This window comes from Bradyrhizobium sp. MOS002 (assembly GCF_003020115.1).
Classification (GTDB): Bacteria; Pseudomonadota; Alphaproteobacteria; order Rhizobiales; family Xanthobacteraceae; genus Bradyrhizobium.
In genome coordinates this window covers 357,196-379,000 of the sequence record NZ_PYFX01000001.1, presented here as the reverse complement: position 1 = coordinate 379,000, position 21,805 = coordinate 357,196, and the positions used below count along the sequence as shown (strand labels likewise).

Below are 21,805 nucleotides of genomic sequence, written 5' to 3'. Positions count from 1 at the left end.
CTTAAGATTTTACGAAGAAGGCTCACCACAGGGCGCAGGAAACATGCGAACACCCTTCGTACAGAAGCCATCCGTGGACTTCAGGCAATGAGGGTTTTGCAGACGAGCTGCGTCGTGTGCGTTATCGCATCCGTGGGACTTTATCTGGCCGGCGGAAACAGACCGGCCGCGACGGAGCCGGATGTCATGCCGGAAGCTGCAGCGAACATGACGGCTCCGGCGCACATGGCGGCGCCCGCGTTGTACGCAGAGGCATCCGCCAGACTTGCGGCAGCGCTTCGGGCAGAAAGAGCAGAGCTTGGCGCGGCGACGTCAGCAGGTTCCGGACCATTGAGCACCGGAGCCGAGATCGTCGATGAACCCGTCGCACCGAAATTGGCGTCTTTGGGACAGGATATCGTCCGGCCGGTGCTGGCAGAGCGCGATGCGTCTGACGATGCTCCGAAAGCGGCATCGACGCAGGATTTCCGCTATCTGGTCTACTACGTCTGGTCCGAACTGCCGCCCGCCGAGAAACCGGCGGAGATCGTCTTGCGTGCGTTCAAGGACATTCCGGTCGGAACGCCGGCCGAGGAGATCAAGCGCGCTTCCGACGCGTTTGGTCTCGATTTCAATTTCATGATGGCCGTTGCGAAGATCGAATCCGGTTTTAATCCCAATCAGCGCACCGGGTCGTATATCGGCCTGTTTCAACTGAGCCTCTATGAGTTCGGGAAGTTCGGCTTCGGGCAGATTCGCAATCCGCGGGACAACGCCGTTGCGGCCGCCTACAAAATCATTACCGAAGGCGTCCAGTTCGGGTGGATCACGCACCGGACGCCGGACATGAGCGATCTTTACCTGATCCATCAGCAGGGCTGGGAAGGCGCCGCTGAGCACATCAGCCGGCCCGCTCGCAGCGCCTGGAAATCCATGTGCGCCACCAGCGAAGGCAAGGAGAAGGGCGAGAGGTGGTGCAAACGCGCGATCTGGGGCAATGTACTTCCCGCGTTCAAGCGCTCCTGGAAATCGGTGGACAACGTGACGTCAGAGGCGTTCGTCGGCATGTGGCGTGGCCGGGTCGCCGATTTCTACACGAAATATGTGGCGACCGCTGCTGCGGCGGCAAGCCAATAATTCCGTTGTCGGCAGGCCTTGCCACGATTGCATTGCCTTTAGCCGCCGTGGCGAAACAGACCGTGTCGGGTAGACCAAGTCCGCTCATGCCCCATAGCTGACCTGAATCGATGTTCAGCTTGATTCCGCAAAGCGTCGGGCAGCGGAGATCGCTCAGGCCGCACCAATGAATCTCGATCTATGAGTGCGCGGCCTGATCTGCGCTGACGAACGCCGCTTCCATTGCCTTCCGCGTCTTGATCGTCTCGTTGCCCGCGTCGAACTCGACGTCGCTCCAACGCACGATCTCGCCGTGGGCGACGTCGTGCTTCAGCTTCAGCCGATGCGCCAGGCCGATCGGCAAGGCACCGGCCCTGAGGCTCGCGGCGGCCGGCACCAGCTTGCCCCAAACGGTATAGCCGCCTTCGCCGTCCAGCATCTCGCCGGCGCGCAGATTGCGTTTTTGCCACGGCGGCGACGTCGCCGCGGAAACCATGAGGCTGCCCGGTCGGTTCGCCCCGCAGCGCGGCCGACAGCACCGAGATGTTCAACTGGAGGCCGATCAGATGCCTTGAGGCAGACCAAAACCTCACTTCGTTTTTGCTCCAAGTGCGATCGGCGTCGCCTGCACCAGCTTGAGCGACTTCACCATCTTCTCCACCGTCGCCTTGTATTTCCGGAAATGATCCGATCCGAGGTGTGCTTCGTACGCCTTCCTGTCGCGGTAGATTTCGAAGACCTTGACCCGGTACGGCTCGTCCTTCTCGGACACTGCGTAGAGCACCAGAACGCCCGGCTCCTTTTGGATTGCCGTGTCAATTTGCTCTTGGACTGCGGCCCTGTAGGTCTCCAATTGAGCAGGATCGACCTCGATCTCCGCCACCTGGACGTACTGTCCGCCCGCCTCTTGGGCGACGGCGGCGCCTAGCGACGTCGCCAGCAACGATGCACCGTAAACGTAAAGCTGCAACACATTCATGGCCTGCTCCCGTTGCGTGGCATGATCCTAAGGCTCGCGAACCGGGCGCGCGCCCAGACCTCACTTCCGGTAGTGGTCATCGGCGACCTTCTCCAGCCAGTCGACGTTTTTTCCGCCGAGGGATTCCTGAATAGCGACGTGCGTCATGGCCGTCGTTGGCGAAGCGCCGTGCCAATGCTTGAGGCCCGGCGGAAACCACACCACGTCGCCGGGGCGGATTTCCTCGATCGGTCCGCCCTCGCGCTGCACCCATCCGAGACCGGCGGTGACGACCAGCGTCTGGCCGAGCGGATGCGTGTGCCAGGCCGTCCGGGATCCGGGTTCGAAGGTGACCTGGCCGCCGCTTACCCGCCCCGGGTCTGGAGCCTGGAAGAGAGGATCCACTCGGACAGAACCGGTGAACCAGTCGGAATTCCCCTTCGTCGAGGGTCGCGAACCGTTTCGTTTGATGTCGATGTCCATGACTGCGTTCCTTTGCATGTTCGCCTCGTTGGCGTGTGCATCCAGCGCCGCCGATGCGGCGAAACCGGCGACGATGCCAATGGCTTGCCGACGGGAGTACGGCGACATCTCTACCGGGACCTTTTCTCGATGACTTCCTTGATCACCGGCGCCGCCGAGAACGCGTTGGGCCAACCGGCATAGAATGCAAGATGTCCGACGACCTCGCCGGCTTCTTCCTTGGTCAACCCGTTATCCATCGCTCGGTTCAGATGGTAGGTGATCTGCGCGACCTGGCCGGTCGCGATGAGGGCGCTGACCGTGGTGAGACTGCGGTCGCGCGGGGCGAGCCCCGGCCTGAGCCAGAGATCGCGGAATAGCACGTCCGTCGTGTACTGGACGAGGCTGGGCGTGATCTTGCCGAATTGCTCGCCGACTCGGGTCGCTCGCTGCGCCTCTGCCGCCTCGTCGAGGGGAAGCTGGGGACCGGAGGCGGGCGGAAGCTGGTCGGTGCCGATGTTGCGGCTCTTGAACACATCTTTGGCCGCGGCAACGGCATCCATCGCATTGGCCCATCCGGTGTAGAATGCCAAATGCGTGATGATCTCCGACAGTTCGGCCGGCTTCACGCCGTTGTCGAGCGCGACGTTGAGATAGTACGGCAATTCGACCGTCTGATCGCGAGCGATGAGCGCGGCGACCGTGACGATGCTCCGGTCGCGCGCGGTCAGCCCCGGCCGCGTCCAGAGATCGCCGCGCACGACGTCCTTTGCATATTTTTCGAGGGCGGGCGCGACGGCGCGAATGTCTGCGGTCGTGGGCATGGCTTTTTTTCCTTCGATGGTTGTCTGTTGACCGTTGGCCGCACCGGCAACGAGCGAAAGCGAAAGTACGGTTGCTGCGAGAAGCTTCATTGATGTCCTCCACGGTTGGGGTTTCATCATCAGCCACGACGCGACTAACGCGACGCAGGAGTACGGTGACGGCGCTGGTGGGAAACACGGCGTTCAGCCCGGCTCACTTGGCGACCAGGCCAAGCGCGGGCTTGCCTTCCGTCAATCCCTCCTCCGCCCGCCATTCCATTCCTGCTCGACGTTCGGCCGTCGGAGCCGCCGGTCAGCATCCAAAGTAGGCGCTTGGGCCCATTCAGATTAGATGATAAAAGCCAATTAGATTGATTGGAGTAGCCTATAAATGGAACGCGCCGATGCGAGCGATCTGCTCGCCTTCCTTGCCGTTGCGAGGGAGCGCAGCTTTACCCGTGCGGCGGCGCGGCTGGCGATCGCTCAGCCGACGCTCAGTCAAATCGTCCGGAATCTGGAAGAGCGGCTGGGCGTAAGGTTGCTGAACCGTACCACCCGCAGCGTTACGCCGACGCAGGCTGGCGAGCGGCTGCTGCAGAAGATCGGACCCAAGTTCGACGAGATGGATGCCGAGCTCGGAGCCTTGAGCGAACTACGCGAAAAGCCGGCAGGGACGATCCGAATTACCGCGACGGAATATGCGGCGCAGGCGATCCTGATGCCTGCCATGGCCAAACTCGCGCCGCTGTATCCGGACATCAAAGTCGAGGTGATGATCGACGTTGGCCTCACGAACATCGTGGCCGCGCAGTACGACGCCGGGATTCGGCCAGGCGAACTAGTCGCGAAGGACATGATCGCGGTGCGGGTCGGTCCGGACTTGCGCATGGCCGTGGTGGGCTCGCCGTCCTATTTCGCGTCCCGAGTGAAGCCGCGGACGCCGCAGGATCTGACGCAGCATAACTGCGTCAACCTTCATCTACCTACCCACGGCGGAAGTCTCTACGCGTGGGAGTTCGAGAGAAACGGACGCGACGTCAGAGTGCGCGTGGACGGGCAGCTTGTCTTCAACAGTTCGGGCGCCCTGCTTCAGGCGGCACTGCAGGGTCTCGGCCTAGCCTATCTGATCGAAGGCAACGTGCAGCCCTATCTCTCTAGCGGCGAACTCATTCGTGTGTTGTCGGATTGGTGCCCGCCGTTCTCCGGATATCACTTGTACTATCCGAGCCGCAGACAATCGTCGCCTGCGTTCTCACTGTTGGTTGATGCTCTTCGATATCGCGGAAAATAATGGAAGCCGAAGACTAACCTTCAGGAGGGTGAAGTCCATCCCGGCTCGGTCTACCCCTCTTTCGTGAACGCCGCTTCCATTGCCTTCCGCGTCCTGATCGTCTCGTTGCCCGCGTCGAACTCGACGTCGCTCCAGCGCACGATCTCGCCATGGGCGACATCGTGCTTCAGCTTCAGCCGATGCGCCAGGCCGATCGGCAGCGCGCCGGCCTTGAGGCTCGCGGCTGCCGGCACCAGCTTGCCCCAAACCGTGTAGCCGCCTTCGCCGTCCAGCATCTCGCCGGCGCGCAGATTGCGTTTTGCCACGGAGGCGACGTCGCCGCGGAAGCCATGGGGCTGCCCGGTTGGCTCGCCCCGCAGTGCGGCCGACAGCACCGAGATGTTCAGCTCGAGGCCGATCAGATGGTAGGGCTTGTACATCGCAGCGTACCGTCCGCTGCCGTCGGTCTTGAGGCCGTATTGCCTGAAGCAATCGGCGGCATAGTCGTTCGGCGCCTCCAGCACGACGTAAACGCCCCAGCGCAGATCGCGGAAGACCGGCCTTCCGTCGCGCTCGAGCGAAGAAACCACCTCCACCACGCCCGACCGCTCCAGCACGCCGCCCCTGCTGCGCGGCCGCATGATATGCGGCAGGTCGTCGACGCCGCAGGGCGGAAACAGAAGGCCCTCTGCAGGCACGTCCAGTCCGCAGGCGTTCGCAATCGCGGCCATCTCGATCGCCGATTTGGTGCCGTCGAGGAAGGAGTTGAACATCTGCGGATTCATCCCCGCCGATTGCGCCTCGCCCGCGGTCAACCCGTAATGCAGCCAGACGCTGTCCGGCGTCACGTCGTGATAGGCCGGCAGATACTTTGTCCCTTTGCCGGCGGCAACCACGTGAAAACCGGTGGCGCGGGCCCAATCCACCATCTCCGCGGTCAGCGCCGGCTGGTCGCCATAGGCGAGCGAATAGACCACGCCGGCCTTGCGGGCTTCCTGGGCGAGCAGCGGACCCGCCAGCACGTCGGCCTCGACATTGACCATCACGATATGCTTGCCCGCCGCGATCGCCGCGCGGGCGTGCCTGATGCCGACGGTTGGATTGCCGGTCGCCTCCACCACCACGTCCATCGCGCCGCCGGCAATGGCGCGCGCGCCGTCATCGGTGAAGACGGTGGCGGCGATCCGCGCCGCGTCCCAGCCGACGGTGCGGCAGGCCTCGCGCGCACGATCGCGATCGATGTCGACGATGATGGGCACCTCGAGCCCCGGGGTATGAGGCACCTGCGCCAGGAACATCGAGCCGAATTTGCCGGCGCCGATCAGCGCCACACGGACGGGCTTGCCGGCGGCAGCGCGGGCCTGGAGGAGGCGGAAGAGGTTCATGGGGCTTGTCCGACTGTGATCGTGTCCCGGACGCGGTGCAGCGCGTAGCGCTGCTCCGCAGAGCCGGGACCCAGTGTAAGGGATACCGTGTAGCTGGGCCCCGGCTCTGCAGCGCACCGCTTCGCGCTGCGCTGCGTCCGGGGCACGAGACGTGTTTACTCCGCCGCCTGCCGCGGCGCACGTGCCAGCCGCACCAGCGCGTCGTCGTCCACCGTCTTGATCGGCGCGAAATCGCGGTGCGCAATGTACTCCGGCCGCGTCGGGCTTCGGATGTAGTTCGAAACCGCGTTCAGCGTCAGGTACACGATCTTGCGCGGGTAGGGCGTGATGTTGCCGGCCGAGCCGTGCACAAGATTGCCGTGGAACATCAGCATGCCGCCGGGCTTGCCGGTCGGCGCCACGATGCCGCCCTGCTTGACGAGGCGCGTCACCGTCTCCTCGTCCAGCGTCCACAGCGGATAGGAGGTCGTCGCAAGGTCGTGCGAGGCCTTGAGGTCGCCGGCGTTCTGGCTCTGCGGCACCAGCATCAGCGGGCCGTTGATCGGCATCACCTCGTCGAGGAAGATCGCGATGTTCATCGCGCGCGGCTCCGGCATACCGTCGTCGCGCTTCCAGGTGCCGTAATCCTGGTGCCATTGCCAGACGTCGCCGGTGAAGGCGGATTTTGCGTTGATCTTGAACTGGTGCATGTAGACCTTTTCGCCGAACAGTTGCTCGACCGGGTCGATCATGCGCGGATGCGCACCGAGAATGCCGAACGCCTCGTTGTAGAGATGCGCGGCAAAGGCGGTGCGCGGCGCGCCGCTCTTCTCGCGCCAGACTTCCGGCCGGTTCGCGTCATAGATGGCGACCGCCTCGCGCGCGAGGAGATCGACCTCCTCCTGGCTGAACAGCTCAGGCAGGAACAGCCAGCCCTCGCGGTGGAAGAACTCCAATTGCTCCTGGGACAGTTTCATGCGGCGTCCTCCTTTGGTTCGTTTTTGTTATATTCGTCGTTCCGGGACGGTCCGAGGACCGAACCTCAGGTGCGCAATTGCGCACCGGGGAACCTCGAGATTCCGGGCTCACGCTTCGCGTGCCCCGGAATGACAGCGACCTACGCCGCCGCCTCGTCCGTCGCCATCAATCTCTCCTCGGTCATCCGTCCCGCCGTCTGCGCGTGCGCAAGCGCCGCACGTTCGGCCGCCTTCGCATCGCCTGCGAGAATGTGTCCGGCAATGTCGGCATGCTCGGCCCAGGCACTGCCGCGATAATCGAGCTCGGACAGCACCGTCGCCATTGAGCGGCGCATATGCGGCCATTGCGGCGTGATCGTCTCCTCGATCACGGGATTGCCGGAGAGCCGATAGATTGCCCGATGAAATTCGACGTCGAGCGCGATCAGCTCGGCGAGCGTGGTCTTGCCATCGATCCCGCGTCCGGCGGCGAGCGCCGCCTCCAGCCGCATGCGTCCCGCCGCATCGGTGCCTGCGCGCTCTGCTGCCAGCCGCGCTGCCAGCGCATCGATCGCGCCGCGCACCTCGTAGAGCTGGCGGATGCGTGCGGGATCGAGCTGGGTGACTTCAAAGCCGCGCCGGCCGCTTTCGGCGACGAGTCCCTGCCGGTGCAACAGGTGCAGCGCATGCGACACCGGTTGGCGCGACACGCCGAGCCTGTCGGCGAGCTCGTTCTGCCGGATGCGCTGGCCGGGCTGCAGCGTGCGGTCGGAGATTGCCTCCAGGATCCGCGCATAGACCTGGTCGATCAAGTTCGGAAGCGGGTCGAGAGGGATCACGCCGACAGCTCCCATGACCGTGAAAGGGAATACGGAATTCCGTATTCGAAGATAAGGCGAGAGCATAAGCGCGTCAAGCGCGACCAACGGGGCGTCCGACCCCGCTTTTTGCGCTCCTCTAAGTCATTGATATTGCTATGATCGGCTACTGTGCATGGGGTTGTTTTCGAGGAAAAGAAAAGAGGTGTGAGGCGCTTACTCCGCCAGGAACGCGCTCACCGCCTCGCCGAACTCCAGCGGCGCCTGCTCGAACATCCAGTGGCCGGCCTTGGGGATCACGGCCGTCTTCGCCCCGGCGATATGCTCAGCGAGCACACGCCACATCACCGACAGGCTGCCGGTGGTCGCGCCGCCGCCGACCAGCAGCGTCGGGGTCCTGATCGCCTGCGCGTCCGCGAGCGTGTAGGGCCTGCGCTGCTCGTTGATCTGGCCGAGGAAGGTGATCGCGTTGTCGCGCAATTGCTGCTTCGCCGCCGCCGGCACGCGCCGCCACGAGCCGTCGCCCTCGATGCCCTCGTAGAAGTTCTGCAGCGCGCCCTCGATGTCGCCGGCGCGGATCATCTCGACCGAGCGCGCCGTGCGCGCGGCCAGCGGTGGATGCGCGGGCGTGCCTGCAGGCACCGGCAGGCTGGCATCGAGATCGCCGCCGGGCTCGGCCAGCACCAGCTTTCGCAACAGATCCGGCCGCGTCTGCGCCACGCGAAACGCGATGTGGCCGCCGCGCGAATGGCCCATCAAATCGACCGGCGCGGGTTCGACCTGCTCGATGAAAGCGATCACGTCAGCGACGTGCTGGGCCATCTTGTAGTCGTCGCCGACGGCGTCCCAATGCTCCGGAAAGAAGTGCCGCAGGCTGACCGAGATCACGCGATGCGATTTCGACAGGGGACCGAGCACGGAATACCAGGTGCGGAAATCGCCCAGCGTGCCGTGCACGCAGACCAGCGGCGGGCCCTCGCCGACTTCGAGATAGGCCATGTCGTAACCATTGACGCGAAATGTCTGCATGTTCAGCCCGCCAGAAAATCCAGCACCACTTCCGAGTATCTCTGCGGCGCCTGCTCGAACATCGGGTGCGTTGCGTTCGGGATGACCGCCGTCCTGGAATACGGCACATGCGCGGCGAGCGCATGCAGCACTTTCGGCAGCAGGCCTTTGGTCCGTGCGCCCAGGATGAACAGCGTCGGCATCAGAATCGACTCCGCGTCCGCCTTCGAGAACGGCGGGCGGTTGTCGCGGACCTGGCCGATCAGCGTGAAGGCGTTGTCACGCAGATTCTGCTTCACCAGCGCCGGCAGCCGCGGCCAGGTGCCGGCGCCTTCAAGCGTGTCGACGAAGACGGCGAGGCCGCCATCGACGTCGCCGGCCGCGATCTTCTCGGCCGAGGCCGTGAACCGCGCCAGCAGCGGCGAGGGGCCGCCGGCATAATCTGGATCGAGGCTCGCATCGAGCTCGCCGCCGGGCTCGGCCAGGACCAGCCGCCGAAGCAAATCCGGCCGCCGCTGCGCCACGCGGAAGCAGATGTGCCCGCCGCGGGAATGGCCCATCAGATCGACCGGGCCGAGGTCGAGTTCCTCGATGAAGGCGATGACGTCGTCGACATGCTGGGCGATCGAATAGGTGTCGCCGACGCCATCCCATTGGGCCGGGAAAAAGTGCCGCAAGCTGACAGGGATCACCCGGTGCCGCTGCGTCAACGGACCGAGCACGCAGCCCCAGACACGGAAGTCGTTGAGCGAGCCATGCACGCAGACCAGCGGCGGCCGGCCTCGGTCTTCGCCCACGTCGAGATAGGGCATGTCGTATCCGTTGACGTGGAGGCTTTGCATTCTGGGCTCGCGAAAGGGGAGGCGGAACTCCTGTGTACGATTCCCGGAAACCGGGTGGATCGCAACTATTTCCAAGCCTAGATTTCGGCTCAGTTCACATTGGGGGCATGCGAGGGAACGCAAGCCAGGGACCAAACCATGACCGACCAGCATTTTGCCCTGTTCGATAGCAAGATCGGCCTGTGCGCCATTGCCTGGGGTCCGCGCGGCATCAACGGCACGCAACTGCCAATGGGCGGTGAGCAGAAGATCCGCACCCGCATCAGCCAGCGCCATGCCGGCGCCGGCGAAGCCGAACCGACCACCGACGTGCGGCAGGCGATCGACCGCATTACAAAACTGCTCGCGGGCGAGCCGGATGACCTCACCGACATCCCGCTCGATCTCGACGGCGTGCCCGACTTCAACCGCGGCGTCTACGCGATCGCCCGCACCATTCCGCCGGGCAAGACCGTCACTTATGGCGACATCGCCAAGCAACTCGGCGGTGTCGAGCTGTCGCGCGACGTCGGACAGGCGCTCGGCCGCAACCCGTGCCCGATCGTCGTGCCGTGCCATCGCGTGCTGGCGGCCGGCAACAAGCCCGGCGGCTTCTCCGCGAATGGTGGCGTGGTGACGAAGCTGAAGATGCTCGAGATCGAAGGCGCGCTGGTGAACCACACGCCGAGCTTGTTTGATTGAGGATGGGCTCTCGTGCCCCGGACGCGGTGCGGCACATAGTGACGCACTGCAGAGCCGGGGCCCAGCACCTCAGCGAGATGGGTCCCGGCTCTGCGGCGCACCGCTACGCGCTGCACCGCGTCCGGGACGCGAGATCTCTGCTAAATCTTCGCTGCCGCCTTCGGCCAATATTTGTCGCGCAAATGCCGCTTCACCAGTTTGCCGGTCGGCGTGCGCGGCAGCTCGGCTTCGAAATCGATCGAACGCGGGCATTTGATCGTCGAGAGGCGGCTCTTGCAGTAGGCGATCAGATCGGCCTCGAGCTCCCTGCCGGCGCGCTTGGGATCGTGCGGCTGCACCACCGCCTTGACCTCTTCGCCCATCTCCTCGTTCGGCACGCCGAACACGGCGACGTCGGCGACTTCAGGATGGGTGACGAGCACGTCCTCGGTCTCCTGCGGGTAGATGTTCACGCCGCCCGAGATGATCATGTAGGACTTGCGGTCGGTGAGGAAGAGAAAGCCGTCTCTGTCGAGATAGCCGACGTCGCCGAGCGTCGACCAGCCTTTTGCGTTGTAGGCCTTCTTCGTCTTCTCGGGGTCGTTGTGATAGGTGAAAACAGGCGCATCGGCGAAATAGACCGTGCCAATCTCGCCCGTCGGCTGCTCCTCGTCGTTCTCGTCGAGGATCTTGATCTTGCCGACCACGGCGCGGCCGACGCTGCCGCGGTGCTCCAGCCATTCTTTCGAGTTGCAGACGGTGACGCCGTTGCCTTCGGAGCCTGCGTAATATTCGATCAGGATCGGCCCCCACCATTCGATCATCTTGGCCTTGACCTCGACGGGGCAGGGGGCGGCGGCGTGGATTGCGCCCTTTAGGGTCGAGACGTCGTAGCGGTTGCGAACCTCGTCCGGCAGCTTGAGCATGCGCACGAACATGGTCGGCACGAGCTGTGCCTGGGTCACCTTGTACTTTTCGACCAGCTTCAGGAAATCTTCGGCGTCAAAGTGCTCCATGATGATGGAAGTGCCGCCGAGCGCGATCGCCATCATGTTGAAGCGCAAGGGAGCCGCGTGATAGAGCGGTGCCGGTGAGAGATAAGTCGTCTCGGCATTCATGCCGCACATGCTGGCGCAGAGCACGCGCAGAAACGCGTTCGGCTCGTCGATCGGCTTGCCCTCGAACGCCTTCTTGATGCCCTTGGGCCGGCCGGTAGTGCCCGACGAATACAGCATGTCGTAGCCGGCGACTTCGTCGTCAATCGGCGTTGTCGGCTGTGCGGCGGCTTCCTTGTCGTAGGAGCGGAAGCCGGCTTGCGGCTCGTCCATCATGTAGAAGACCGGCTCGTCCGCAGTGCCCTTGATCAGGGCCTTGATCTGGTCGGCGCATGTCGGTGTCGTGATCACGACCTTGGCGCCGCAATCGGCGATGATGTAGTCGATCTCGTCCTGCTTCAAATAGCGGCTGATCGCGGTGTAATAGAGCCCGCTGCGCTGCGCCGCCCAGCAGATCTCCATGAAGGCGAGGCGGTTCTCCATCAGCAGCGCGATGTGGTCGCCGGCCTTAAGCCCGAGCGAGCGGAACAGGTGCGCGCCCTGGTTCGAGAGCTCCTCGAGCTCGCGATAGGTGATCGCCTTGCCGGTCCCGGCCATCTGATAGGCGATCTTGTCGGCTGTGGCGCGGGCGTGGATGGACGGATGCGTCATGGTCGAGATCTCTCAACAAGAAAGGTGTCATCCCGGCGAAGGCCGGGATCCATAACCACCAGTCTAAATTGTTGAAGCACGCTGTCGCCCAAGCCCGACATAGCCATAGACTGCTGTGGTTATGGGTCCCGGCTTTCGCCGGGACGACACCGTTGTTGAGCGACGCGTCAGCGAAGCATCGGCAGCTTACAGCCGCTCCACGATCGTCACGTTGGCCATGCCGCCACCCTCGCACATGGTCTGCAGCCCGTAACGCTTGCCGCGCTGATGCAAGGCATGGACCAGCGTCGTCATCAGCTTGGTGCCGGAGCCGCCGAGTGGATGGCCGAGCGCGATGGCGCCGCCATTGACGTTGAGACGTTCCGGATCGGCGCCGGTGGTCTTGAGCCAGGCGGTCGGCACCGAGGCAAAGGCCTCGTTGACCTCGAACAGGTCGATGTCGTCGACCGCCATGCCGGCCTTTTCCAGCGCGCGCTTGGTGGCGTGCAGCGGTGCGTCCAGCATGATCACGGGATCGCCGCCCATCATGGTCATGTGGTGGACGCGCGCCAGCGGCTTCACGCCGAGCTGCTTCAGGCCACGCTCGTTCACCACCATCACGCCGGAGGCGCCGTCGCAGATCTGGCTGGCGCTGGCCGCGGAGAGCTTGCCGTTCTCGACGATCAGCTTGACGCCCTTGATGCCGTCGAGTGTGGCGTCGAAACGGATGCCCTCGTCGATGTGGTGGGTGTCCTTGGAGCCGTCGGCGCGGGTGATCTCAAGCGGCACGATCTCCGTCTTGAAACGGCCGGCCTGCGTTGCCGCGATCGCGCGCTGATGGCTGTTGTAGGAGTACTCGTCGAGCTCATCCTTGGAGAGACCGTATTTCTCGGCCATCATCTCGGCGCCGGTGAACTGGCTGAACACGATGTTCGGATAACGGTGCTCGATACCCGGGCTCTTGTTGCTGCCAAAGCCGTTCTTGGCCGGAAGCTGCGACGACAGGCCCATCGGCACGCGCGTCATCGATTCCACGCCGGCGGCGATCACCACGTCCATCGCGCCGGACATCACGGCCTGGGCTGCGAAGTGCAGCGCCTGCTGCGAGGAGCCGCATTGGCGGTCGATCGAGGTGCCCGGCACGCTCTCCGGCAGTTTCGAGGCCATGATGGCGTTGCGCGCGACGTTGTTGGACTGCTCGCCGACCTGCATCACGCAGCCCATGATCACGTCCTCGACCAGCGCGGGATCGACCTTGGTGCGGTCAACCAGCTCGTCCAGCACCTTCGCGGCGAGATCGGCCGGATGCCATCCGGCGAGGCGGCCCCCCTTGCGCCCACCGGCGGTACGCGCAGCGGCGACGATATAAGCCTCGGCCATGTCGGTTTCTCCCTGGATTATTTTGAACGGCTGGTTGTCGGGGCGGATTTAAGGGGCGACTGGCTATTTAGTCAATCGATCAATTAACTCTTGTGGCGAGGCGCTGCTTGGGCTTATCTGCGGCCGCTCTCGCGCCAAAATCAGGGATCTCCGTGACTACCAGCGTACCGAACAGGCTCCCAAGCGCAAAGAATTCCACGGCAGAGAAATTGCTCGTGGCCGCGAGCGAGCTGATGATCGAACGCTCCTCGATCGAGATTTCGCTGAGCGACATCGCCCAGAAGTCCGGCGCCAACGCCGCGCTGGTCAAATATCACTTCGGCAACAAGGACGGACTGCTGCTGGCGCTGCTGGAGCGCGACGCGGGAACGGAACTGTCCAATCTCGAATACTTGCTGGCGCAGCCGATCACGCCGACCGCGAAGCTGAAGCTGCATATCGGCGGCATCATCCGCGCCTATCACCGGTTTCCCTACATGAACCGGCTGATCCACTATCTGCTGCACGAGAGCGTCGCGGGCTCTGCGGACGAGGTCTCGAAATTCTTCGTCGCGCCGCTGCTGGACTTCCATCGGCGCCTGCTCGCCGAAGGCGTCAGTCAGGGCGAGTTTCGCGCGACCGATCCGGTGCTGTTCTACACCAGCCTGATCGGCGCCTGCGATCATTTGTTTTTCGGCCGGCATGCGATGTCACGCGCGACCGGCGTCGGCCCCGTCACCGACGACGTCTGCCGGCAATACATCAAGCACATGGAAACGCTGATCTGCGGCGGCATCCTCACGCAAGGCGAGGAAGCTGTCGCGGCCGGATGATCCGGCCAGAACGCCGAAGTCTAGAGAAGAAACGCCCAAGGAAAAGGTAGAGGAAAGGTAGCTTACGATGCAGTTGAAAGACGTAGCCGTTCTCATCACGGGCGGCGGGTCGGGCCTTGGTGCTGCGACCGCCCGCGCCATGGCGGCCAAGGGCGCCAAGATCGGCGTGATCGACCAGAGCAAGGAAAACGCCGAGAAGGTTGCCGCCGAAGTGAAGGGCATCGCGCTCCACGCCGATGTCACCAACGAGGAGCAGATCAAGGCAGCGATCGCCAAGGCGGAAGCTGCGCACGGCGTCGCTCGCGTGCTGATGAACTGCGCGGGCATCGGTGGCTCGCAGCGCATCGTCGGCCGCGACGGTGTCTACCCGCTGGAGAAGTTCGCGCGCATCATCAACGTCAATCTGATCGGCACCTTCAACTGCCTGCGTCTGTTCGCCGAGCGCCTCGTCACGATCGAGCCGGTCGGTGAAGAGCGCGGCGTCATCGTCAACACCGCTTCGGTGGCCGCCTACGAAGGCCAGATCGGCCAGATCGCTTATGCGGCGTCGAAGGGCGGCGTCGTCGGTCTCACGCTGCCGGCCGCGCGCGACCTCGCGAGCCAGAAGATCCGCGTCAACACCATCGCGCCCGGCCTGTTCCTGACGCCGCTGCTGATGGGCTTGAACGAAGAGGCCCGCAAGAGCCTCGGTGCTCAGGTGCCGCATCCCGCGCGTCTCGGCGACGCCAATGAATATGGCTCGCTCGCCGTGCACATCGTCGAGAACCCGATGCTTAATGGCGAGACCATCCGCCTCGACGGCGCGATCCGCATGGCGCCAAGGTAGGGCTCTTTCCCTTCTCCCCTTGTGGGAGAAGGTGGCGCGCGTAGCGCGACGGATGAGGGATCTCTATCCGCGGAGACAGAGCCCTCACCCAAGCGAATTCCGGGCTCACAGCGTACATGCCCTCTCCCACAAGGGGAGAGGGCGCAGCAATCGGCACCGCGAATCGCGGCAAGCACGAGGCGCCTCATGTCCCAACCGCTGCTGATCGAGCACAACGACGGCGTCGACACCGTGACGCTCAATCGTCCCGAACACCTCAACGCGCTCGATCCTGCGCTGATCGACGCGCTCAACGTTTATTTCCAGGGCCTCCAGCGCAACCGCGACACGCGCGTGGTGGTGCTGAAGGGCGCGGGCAAGAATTTTTGTGCCGGCCTCGATCTCAAGGCCGCGATGGCGCGCCGTGCCGGGCAGCAGGAGCCGCCGGGTGTTACGGAGTCATTGGACTCGCAGCGGCGCATCGCCGACATCGTGATGCTGATGCGGCGCTGTCCGCAGCCGATCATCTCTCTGGTGCAGGGCGCGGCGGCCGGCGGCGGCTTTGCACTGGCGCTCGCCTCCGACATCCGCATCGCGACGAGATCGGCGCGGATGAACTGCGCCTTCATCAAGCTCGGTCTTGGCGGCTGCGACATCGGCACCAGCTATTTCCTGCCGCGCCTTGTCGGTGTCTCGGTAGCCTCGGAGCTGATCCTCACGGGGCGCTTCATCGGCGCCGAACGCGCGCTCGCGGTCGGGCTGGTCTCCGAGGTCGTCGACGAGGACAAGCTCGATGCCGCCGCCGAGCCCTATGTCGACGCGATGATCACGGCCTCGCCCGTGGGTCTGCGCCTGTCCAAGGAATGTCTCAACATGAGCGTCGATGCCGGATCGTTGGAAGGCGTGATCGCGATGGAGGATCGCAACCAGGTGCTGTGCAGCCGCTCCGAGGAATTTTCGGAAGGCATCAGGGCCTTCCTTGAGAAGCGAAAGCCTGTCTATATCAAGCGCTGAAGCAACGAAGATCCGTAAAGGACGAGAAATTCCGGGAGACGCAAAATGAGTGGAAGCGCGGCGGCGGTGATGACGAAGCCCGCCTTTCGCAAGGTCGAGTGGCTGGCGCGCGACATCGACGTCGAGCGCCGCGACGACGGAACGGTGGTGCTGAAGTCGCGCATCCCGCTGCAGACCTACGAGAAGCATATCCCGGCTTCGCTGGCAAAATGGGCGAAGGAAGCGCCGGAGCGGATCTGGCTTGCCCAGCGCGGTGGCCCCAACGGCGAATGGCGCAAATTGTCCTATGGCGAAGCCAAGCGCACCGTGGATGCGCTGACGCAGGGCTTGCTCAATCTCGCGCTCGACGGCCGCCCGGTCACGATCCTCTCCGGCAATTCCATCGAGCACGCGCTGATGACGCAGGCCGCGATGCAGGCGCGCGTCCCGGCCGCGCCGGTCTCGCCGGCCTACTCGTTGATGAGCCATGATCACGTCAAGCTGAAATATCTGTTCGACCTGATCAAGCCCGGCGTGGTGATGGTGCAGGACGGCCCGACCTTCGAGAAGGCGCTGAAGGCGCTCGATCTCACCGGCGTCACCGTCGTTCACGTCTTACGGCCCTGCGAGGGCATTGAGAGCGTCAGCTTCGCCCAGCTCGCGGCGACAGCCGTGACCGCCGATGTTGAAGCGTCGATCGGGAAGATCACGCCTGAGACCGTCGGCAAGCTGCTGTTCACGTCAGGCTCGACCGGCATGCCCAAGGCCGTCATCAACACGCAAGCGATGATGTGTGCCAATGCGGCGATGATGATGCAGGTACGGCCGCGCGATCCCAGCGGTCCGATCTCGACCATGCTGGACTGGATGCCATGGAACCACACCATGGGCGGCAATGCGGCGTTCCATCCGATCCTGGTCGACGGCGGCACGCTCTATATCGATGACGGTCGGCCGATGCCGGGCCAATTCGATGAGACGCTGCGCAATCTGCGCGAGATCTCGCCGACCTACTACGCCAACGTGCCCGCCGGCTATGCCGCGCTCGCCGCAGCCATGGAGAAGGACGACGCGCTGTGCCGTTCCTTCTTCAAGAACCTCTCGATCATGGCCTATGGCGGCGCGCGACTGCCGGATGATCTCTACGATCGCATGCAGGCTCTCGCCGTGAAGACCACCGGCGAGCGCATCGTGTTCTACACCGGCTGGGGCTCGACCGAGACCGCGCCGACCTCGACCGGGACCTATTGGGACACCGAGCGCGTCGGCCTGATCGGCCTGCCGTTCCCCGGCGTCGAGTTGAAGATGGTGCCGTGCGGTTCGAAGTACGAGCTGCGTCTGCGCGGCGTCAACGTCACCCCGGGCTATTTTGGCCAGCCTGACCTGACGAAGAAGATGTTTGACGAGGAAGGTTATTATTGCATCGGTGACGCCGGCATCTTCGTCGACGACACCGATCCGGTGAAAGGCATCATCTTTGCCGGGCGTGTGGTGGAAGATTTCAAGCTGACCACCGGCACCTTCGTCCATGTCGGCTCGCTGCGTACAGATGCGATCGCCGCCGCGACGCCCGTTGTGCATGATGCGCTGGTCGCGGGGCAGGATCGTGCCTTCATCGGCCTGCTGGCCTGGCCGAACCTGCATGCCTGCCGCCAACTCGTCGGCAACGCCGATCTCGGCTTCGATGATGCAGTGAAGCATCCCGAGGTGATCGCTTGCTTCAGGCGCGGGCTGGAGGCTCACAACAAGGCGTGCGAAGGCGCCAGCAGCCGCATCATCGCCCGCGCCATGCTGATGGCCGAGCCGCCCTCGATCGACGGCAACGAGCTCACCGATAAGGGCTACATCAATCAGCGCGCCGGCCTGGAGCGCCGTGCCGCGCTGGTGGAGCGGCTTTATGCCGACAAGCCCGACCAGGACGTCATCATTCTCAAGTAATCGACATCATCAACACGGATACGCGCCATGAACTTCGATTTCTCCGACGACCAGAAGCAGCTCCGCGACCAAGCGCGCAAATTCCTCGCCGAGAAGTGCCCGCCCAAAGCTGTGCGCGCAGTCCTCGACGGCAAGGCGCCGTATGACAAGGAGCTGTGGAAAGGCCTCGCCGAGATGGGTTTCCTTGGCGTCGCCATTCCCGAGGATTTTGGTGGTGCTGGCGCCGGCCATCTCGAACTTTGCGTGATCGCTGAAGAGATGGGCCGGGCGAACGCGCCGGTGCCGTTTTCCTCCACCGTCTATCTCGTCGCCGAAGCGCTGCTGATCGCCGGCAGCGACGCGCAGAAGAAGAAATGGTTGCCGGCGATTGCCTCGGGCGAGGCGATCGGCACGCTGGCGCTGTTCGAGGGTAAGGGCAATCCGTCGCCGAATAACGTCAAGCTCGCGGCTGCGAACGGTGTGCTCAACGGTGTCAAGAAGCCGGTCGCCGATGGCGCGATCGCCGACTTCGCGGTGGTCGCGGCACGCACGGGATCGAGCGGACGCGACGGCGACATCTCCTTGTTCATTGTCGATCTCAAGGACGGCGGTGTCGAGGTGAAAGGCCTGACCAATCTCGATCCGACCCGCGGGCAGGCCGAGATCACTTTCAAAGACTGCAAGGCGGAGCCGCTGGGCGCGGCCGGCGAAGGCTGGAGCATCTTGACTCAAGTGCTGGACCGCGCCGCGGTGCTCTGCGCGTTCGAGCAGGTCGGCGGCTCCGACCGCGCGCTGGAGATGGGCCGCGACTACGCGCTCGACCGTATCGCCTTCGGCCGACAGATCGGCTCGTTCCAGGCCGTCAAGCACATGCTGGCGGACATGTATGTGTCGGCGACGCTGGCACGTTCCAACAGCTATTACGGCGCCTGGGCGCTCTCGACCAACGCCGCGGAGCTGCCGGAAGCCGCCGCCGCGGCCCGCATCAGCGCGACGCAGGCGTTCCAGCACTGCGCCAAGAACAACATCCAGGTTCACGGCGGCATGGGTTTCACCTGGGAGTTCGACTGTCACATGTACTATCGCCGCGCCAACGCCATGGCGCTCGGGCTCGGCAGCCTGTCCTATTGGGAAGACCAGTTGATCGACCGCATGCGCAAGAAGAACGCGGCGTGATGTCATTCCGGGGCGCCGCAACGCGGCGAACCCGGAATCTCGAAATGAGTCGATAACCTCTGGATTCCGGGTTCGATGCTTCGCATCGCCCCGGAATGACGGAAGAAGAGAGACACCATGAACTTCGACGACACCCCGCAAGAGGCCGAATTTCGCGCCACTGCCCGCGCCTGGATCGGTGCGAACGCGCCCAAGCAGTACGAGGAGGAGCTTCGCAAGTCCTCGCTCGGCCGCACGCAATTGAAGAACGCCAACATTCTGGAAGTGGCAAAGGCCTGGCAAAAGAAGAAGGCCGATGCCGGCTGGGCCTGCCTGCATTGGCCCAAGGATTATGGCGGGCGCGGCTCGTCGCCGATCGAGCGTGTGATCTGGCAGCAGGAAGAGGGGCCGTTCGGCCAGCTGTCCCGCATGTTCATCATCGGCCACGGCATGTGCGGGCCGACCATGATGGCGTTCGCGCGCGAGGAGCATAAGCGCAGCTATCTGCCGCCGCTTGCCTCCGGCGAAAAGGTCTGGTGCCAGCTGTTCTCCGAGCCGGCCGGCGGCTCCGATGTCGCGGGCCTGCGGACGCGCGCAGAGAAGGACGGCGACGACTGGGTCGTCAACGGTCAGAAAATCTGGACGTCGGGCGCGCATTACTCGGATTACGGCATCCTACTGACCCGCACCGATCCGACCGTGCCCAAGCACAAGGGCCTCACCATGTTCTTCCTGGACATGAAGAGCCCGGGCGTCGAGGTGCGGCCGATCAAGCAGGCGAGCGGCGCTTCCGACTTCAACGAGGTCTATTTCACCAACGTCCGCATTCCCGATCATCAGCGCCTCGGCGAGGTCGGTGACGGCTGGAACGTCTCGCTGACCACGCTGATGAACGAGCGCAGCGCGATCGGCGCGGCCGTCTCGACCGGCTTCCCCGAACTGTTCGAATATTGCTCGAGCTTGATGCTCGATGACGGCCCGGCGATCGAGGATCGCGCGGTGCGCTCGAAGCTGGCGAGCTGGGCGGTGAAGGCGAGTGGGCTGAAATACACCAGCATGCGCGCGATCTCCGCGCTGTCGAAGGGCGAGCGGCCGGGACCGGAAAATTCCATCGGCAAGTTGGTGGCGGGCTCGATGATCCAGGATGTCGCGACCTACGCACTGGACTTGCAGGGGGCGGGCGGAGTGGTCAGCGGCGAGGATGCCGAACTCGCCGGCCGTTTCCAGGCGATGCTGCTGCGCGCACCCGGCACCCGCGTCGAAGGCGGTACCGACGAGATCATGCGCAACATCATCGCCGAGCGGGTGTTGGGCCTGCCCGGCGACATCCGGGTCGACAAGGACGTGCCGTTCAACAAGATCCCGACGAAGGGAAGAGGCTGATGATCCTCATCCTGAGGAGCCGCGGAACGCGGCGTCTCGAAGGATGCGGCCCGACTGGGGCCTCGTGGTTCGAGACGGCGCTGCGCGCCTCCTCACCATGAGGGACTAAGACAGAGCAAGAACGAAGAGGTCGCCATGAATTTCGACGACACCCCGCAGGAAGCCGCTTTCCGCGAGACCGCGCGCAAATGGATCGAGGCCAACGCGCCGAAGGAGTTTTTGGCTGAGCTGTCAAAATCCTCGCTCGGGCGCATCCGCTTGGCCAATCACGACATCGTCGATGTCGGCAAGGCCTGGCAGAAGAAGAAGGCCGAAGGCAATTGGGCCTGTCTGCATTGGCCCAAGGAATATGGCGGCCGGGGCGCGACGCCGATCGAGCGCGTGATCTGGCAGCAGGAGGAAGGCGTCTACGGCAAGCTGACGCAGCCGTTCCAGATCGGCGAGGGCATGTGCGGCCCAACCGTGATGGCTTTTGGCAGCGAGGACGCCAAGCGGCGCCATTTGCCGAGGCTAGCCGCGGGCGAGGAGATCTGGTGCCAGCTGTTCTCCGAGCCGTCGGCGGGCTCTGACGTCGCGGGCTTGCGCACACGCGCGGAGAAGAAGGGCGATAATTGGGTCGTCAACGGCCAGAAGATCTGGACCTCCGGTGCGCACTATTCCGACTACGGACTTTTGATCGCGCGCACCGATCCCAATGTGCCCAAGCACAAGGGGCTCACCATGTTCTTCCTGGACATGAGGAGTCCCGGCGTCGAGGTGCGGCCGATCAAGCAGGCCAACGGCATGCAGGAGTTCAACGAGGTCTATTTCACCGACGTCGTCATTCCCGACAGCCAGCGCCTCGGCGCCATCGGCGAGGGCTGGAGCGTGTCGCTGACCACGTTGATGAACGAGCGGATGTCGATCGGTTCGCGGCTTGCGACCGGCGTCCCCGAGATGTTCGAGTTCTGCTCCAATCTGATGCTGGAGGATGGCCTCGCCATCGACGATCCCGCCGTGCGCTCAAAACTTGCGAGCTGGGCGGTGAAGTCGAGCGGGCTGAAATATACGAGCTACCGCGCGATCTCGGCGCTGTCCAAGGGCGACCGGCCAGGGCCGGAGAACTCGATCGGCAAGCTCGTGTCCGGCATGATGCTGCAGGACATCGCAACCTATGCCATGGACCTCCAGGGAGCGGCCGGCGTTCTCACCGGCAGCGACGAGGAGACCGTGCAGGGCCAGTTTCAGCAGATGCTGCTGTCCTCACCCTCGATGCGCATCGCGGGCGGAACCGACGAGATCTTGCGCAACATCATCGCCGAGCGCGTGCTGGGATTGCCGGGCGACATCCGCGTCGACAAGGACGTGCCGTATAACAAGATCCCGACCAAGGGACGTTGATATCCCGTGTCCCAAACGCGCGAAGCGCGAGCAGGGACCCAGGAGCCACAATGGACAGG

Annotated in this window: 20 protein-coding genes and 1 pseudogene; 10 read left to right on the top strand and 11 right to left on the bottom strand. The window is 64.1% G+C overall.

Annotated elements, in window-relative coordinates:
* Window positions 1-186: 186 nt before the first annotated feature.
* A complete protein-coding gene (locus C7G41_RS01935) occupies window positions 187-1,116 on the top strand; it encodes a transglycosylase SLT domain-containing protein (RefSeq protein ID WP_245446433.1) in 930 nt (309 codons plus the stop codon).
* A 178-nt stretch (window positions 1,117-1,294) separates the two neighbouring features.
* Here C7G41_RS01935 and C7G41_RS01930 read toward each other — a convergent pair.
* The 4 genes and pseudogenes from C7G41_RS01930 to C7G41_RS01915 form a co-directional block, all read right to left on the bottom strand.
* Window positions 1,295-1,664, bottom strand: a pseudogene (locus C7G41_RS01930) (SAF domain-containing protein); the annotation flags it as partial.
* Window positions 1,665-1,684: 20 nt separating this feature from the next.
* Window positions 1,685-2,074, bottom strand: a complete 390-nt coding sequence (locus C7G41_RS01925) for a putative quinol monooxygenase (RefSeq protein ID WP_106940986.1) — start codon at window positions 2,072-2,074, stop codon at window positions 1,685-1,687.
* 60 nt (window positions 2,075-2,134) lie between these two features.
* Window positions 2,135-2,530 carry a cupin domain-containing protein gene (locus C7G41_RS01920; RefSeq protein WP_199198152.1) on the bottom strand — a complete coding sequence of 132 codons (396 nt, stop codon included), beginning with the start codon at window positions 2,528-2,530 and terminating at the stop codon, window positions 2,135-2,137.
* 116 nt (window positions 2,531-2,646) lie between these two features.
* Entirely contained in the window at window positions 2,647-3,429 is a 783-nt protein-coding gene (locus C7G41_RS01915) for a carboxymuconolactone decarboxylase family protein (RefSeq protein WP_106940985.1), read from the bottom strand.
* A gap of 280 nt (window positions 3,430-3,709) precedes the next feature.
* Between C7G41_RS01915 and C7G41_RS01910 the strand changes: the two genes are divergently transcribed.
* The gene (locus tag C7G41_RS01910; protein ID WP_106940984.1) at window positions 3,710-4,609 is read left to right on the top strand and encodes a LysR family transcriptional regulator; all 900 of its coding nucleotides are present in this window, start codon (window positions 3,710-3,712) and stop codon (window positions 4,607-4,609) included.
* Between the two features lie 50 nt (window positions 4,610-4,659).
* Here the strand turns inward: C7G41_RS01910 and C7G41_RS01905 are convergent, their stop codons facing one another.
* The 5 genes from C7G41_RS01905 to C7G41_RS01885 form a co-directional block, all read right to left on the bottom strand.
* The gene (locus C7G41_RS01905) at window positions 4,660-5,973 is read right to left on the bottom strand and encodes an NAD(P)H-dependent oxidoreductase (RefSeq protein WP_106940983.1); all 1,314 of its coding nucleotides are present in this window, start codon (window positions 5,971-5,973) and stop codon (window positions 4,660-4,662) included.
* A gap of 155 nt (window positions 5,974-6,128) precedes the next feature.
* A complete protein-coding gene (locus C7G41_RS01900) occupies window positions 6,129-6,929 on the bottom strand; it encodes a phytanoyl-CoA dioxygenase family protein (protein WP_106940982.1) in 801 nt (266 codons plus the stop codon).
* A 140-nt stretch (window positions 6,930-7,069) separates the two neighbouring features.
* Entirely contained in the window at window positions 7,070-7,747 is a 678-nt protein-coding gene (locus tag C7G41_RS01895) for a GntR family transcriptional regulator (protein ID WP_106941459.1), read from the bottom strand.
* Between the two features lie 195 nt (window positions 7,748-7,942).
* The gene (locus C7G41_RS01890; protein ID WP_106940981.1) at window positions 7,943-8,755 is read right to left on the bottom strand and encodes an alpha/beta fold hydrolase; all 813 of its coding nucleotides are present in this window, start codon (window positions 8,753-8,755) and stop codon (window positions 7,943-7,945) included.
* A gap of 2 nt (window positions 8,756-8,757) precedes the next feature.
* Window positions 8,758-9,576: an alpha/beta fold hydrolase gene (locus C7G41_RS01885; RefSeq protein WP_106940980.1), complete on the bottom strand. Its 819-nt coding sequence runs from the start codon at window positions 9,574-9,576 to the stop codon at window positions 8,758-8,760.
* Between the two features lie 138 nt (window positions 9,577-9,714).
* Here C7G41_RS01885 and C7G41_RS01880 point away from each other — a divergent pair, with 138 nt between their 5' ends.
* Window positions 9,715-10,257, top strand: a complete 543-nt coding sequence (locus tag C7G41_RS01880; protein WP_106940979.1) for a methylated-DNA--[protein]-cysteine S-methyltransferase — start codon at window positions 9,715-9,717, stop codon at window positions 10,255-10,257.
* A gap of 140 nt (window positions 10,258-10,397) precedes the next feature.
* On the opposite strand, the gene C7G41_RS01875 is transcribed toward C7G41_RS01880, so the two are convergent.
* Window positions 10,398-11,942: an acyl-CoA synthetase gene (locus tag C7G41_RS01875; RefSeq protein WP_106940978.1), complete on the bottom strand. Its 1,545-nt coding sequence runs from the start codon at window positions 11,940-11,942 to the stop codon at window positions 10,398-10,400.
* A 186-nt stretch (window positions 11,943-12,128) separates the two neighbouring features.
* On the bottom strand, window positions 12,129-13,301 hold the full coding sequence (locus C7G41_RS01870; RefSeq protein ID WP_106940977.1) for an acetyl-CoA C-acetyltransferase: 1,173 nt from the start codon (window positions 13,299-13,301) through the stop codon (window positions 12,129-12,131).
* A 209-nt stretch (window positions 13,302-13,510) separates the two neighbouring features.
* Between C7G41_RS01870 and C7G41_RS01865 the strand changes: the two genes are divergently transcribed.
* The 7 genes from C7G41_RS01865 (at window position 13,511) to C7G41_RS01835 (ending at window position 21,746) form a co-directional block, all read left to right on the top strand.
* Entirely contained in the window at window positions 13,511-14,113 is a 603-nt protein-coding gene (locus tag C7G41_RS01865; protein WP_106940976.1) for a TetR family transcriptional regulator, read from the top strand.
* Window positions 14,114-14,180: 67 nt separating this feature from the next.
* Complete coding sequence (locus C7G41_RS01860) at window positions 14,181-14,939, top strand: SDR family NAD(P)-dependent oxidoreductase (RefSeq protein WP_106940975.1); 759 nt, start codon at window positions 14,181-14,183, stop codon at window positions 14,937-14,939.
* 186 nt (window positions 14,940-15,125) lie between these two features.
* Window positions 15,126-15,932, top strand: coding sequence for an enoyl-CoA hydratase/isomerase family protein (locus C7G41_RS01855; RefSeq protein ID WP_106940974.1), 807 nt, complete (start codon window positions 15,126-15,128; stop codon window positions 15,930-15,932).
* 45 nt (window positions 15,933-15,977) lie between these two features.
* Window positions 15,978-17,849: an AMP-binding protein gene (locus tag C7G41_RS01850; protein ID WP_106940973.1), complete on the top strand. Its 1,872-nt coding sequence runs from the start codon at window positions 15,978-15,980 to the stop codon at window positions 17,847-17,849.
* Window positions 17,850-17,876: 27 nt separating this feature from the next.
* Window positions 17,877-19,004, top strand: a complete 1,128-nt coding sequence (locus C7G41_RS01845; RefSeq protein ID WP_106940972.1) for an acyl-CoA dehydrogenase family protein — start codon at window positions 17,877-17,879, stop codon at window positions 19,002-19,004.
* 117 nt (window positions 19,005-19,121) lie between these two features.
* Window positions 19,122-20,366: an acyl-CoA dehydrogenase gene (locus tag C7G41_RS01840; protein WP_106940971.1), complete on the top strand. Its 1,245-nt coding sequence runs from the start codon at window positions 19,122-19,124 to the stop codon at window positions 20,364-20,366.
* A 135-nt stretch (window positions 20,367-20,501) separates the two neighbouring features.
* Window positions 20,502-21,746, top strand: a complete 1,245-nt coding sequence (locus tag C7G41_RS01835; protein WP_106940970.1) for an acyl-CoA dehydrogenase — start codon at window positions 20,502-20,504, stop codon at window positions 21,744-21,746.
* Window positions 21,747-21,805 lie beyond the last annotated feature (59 nt).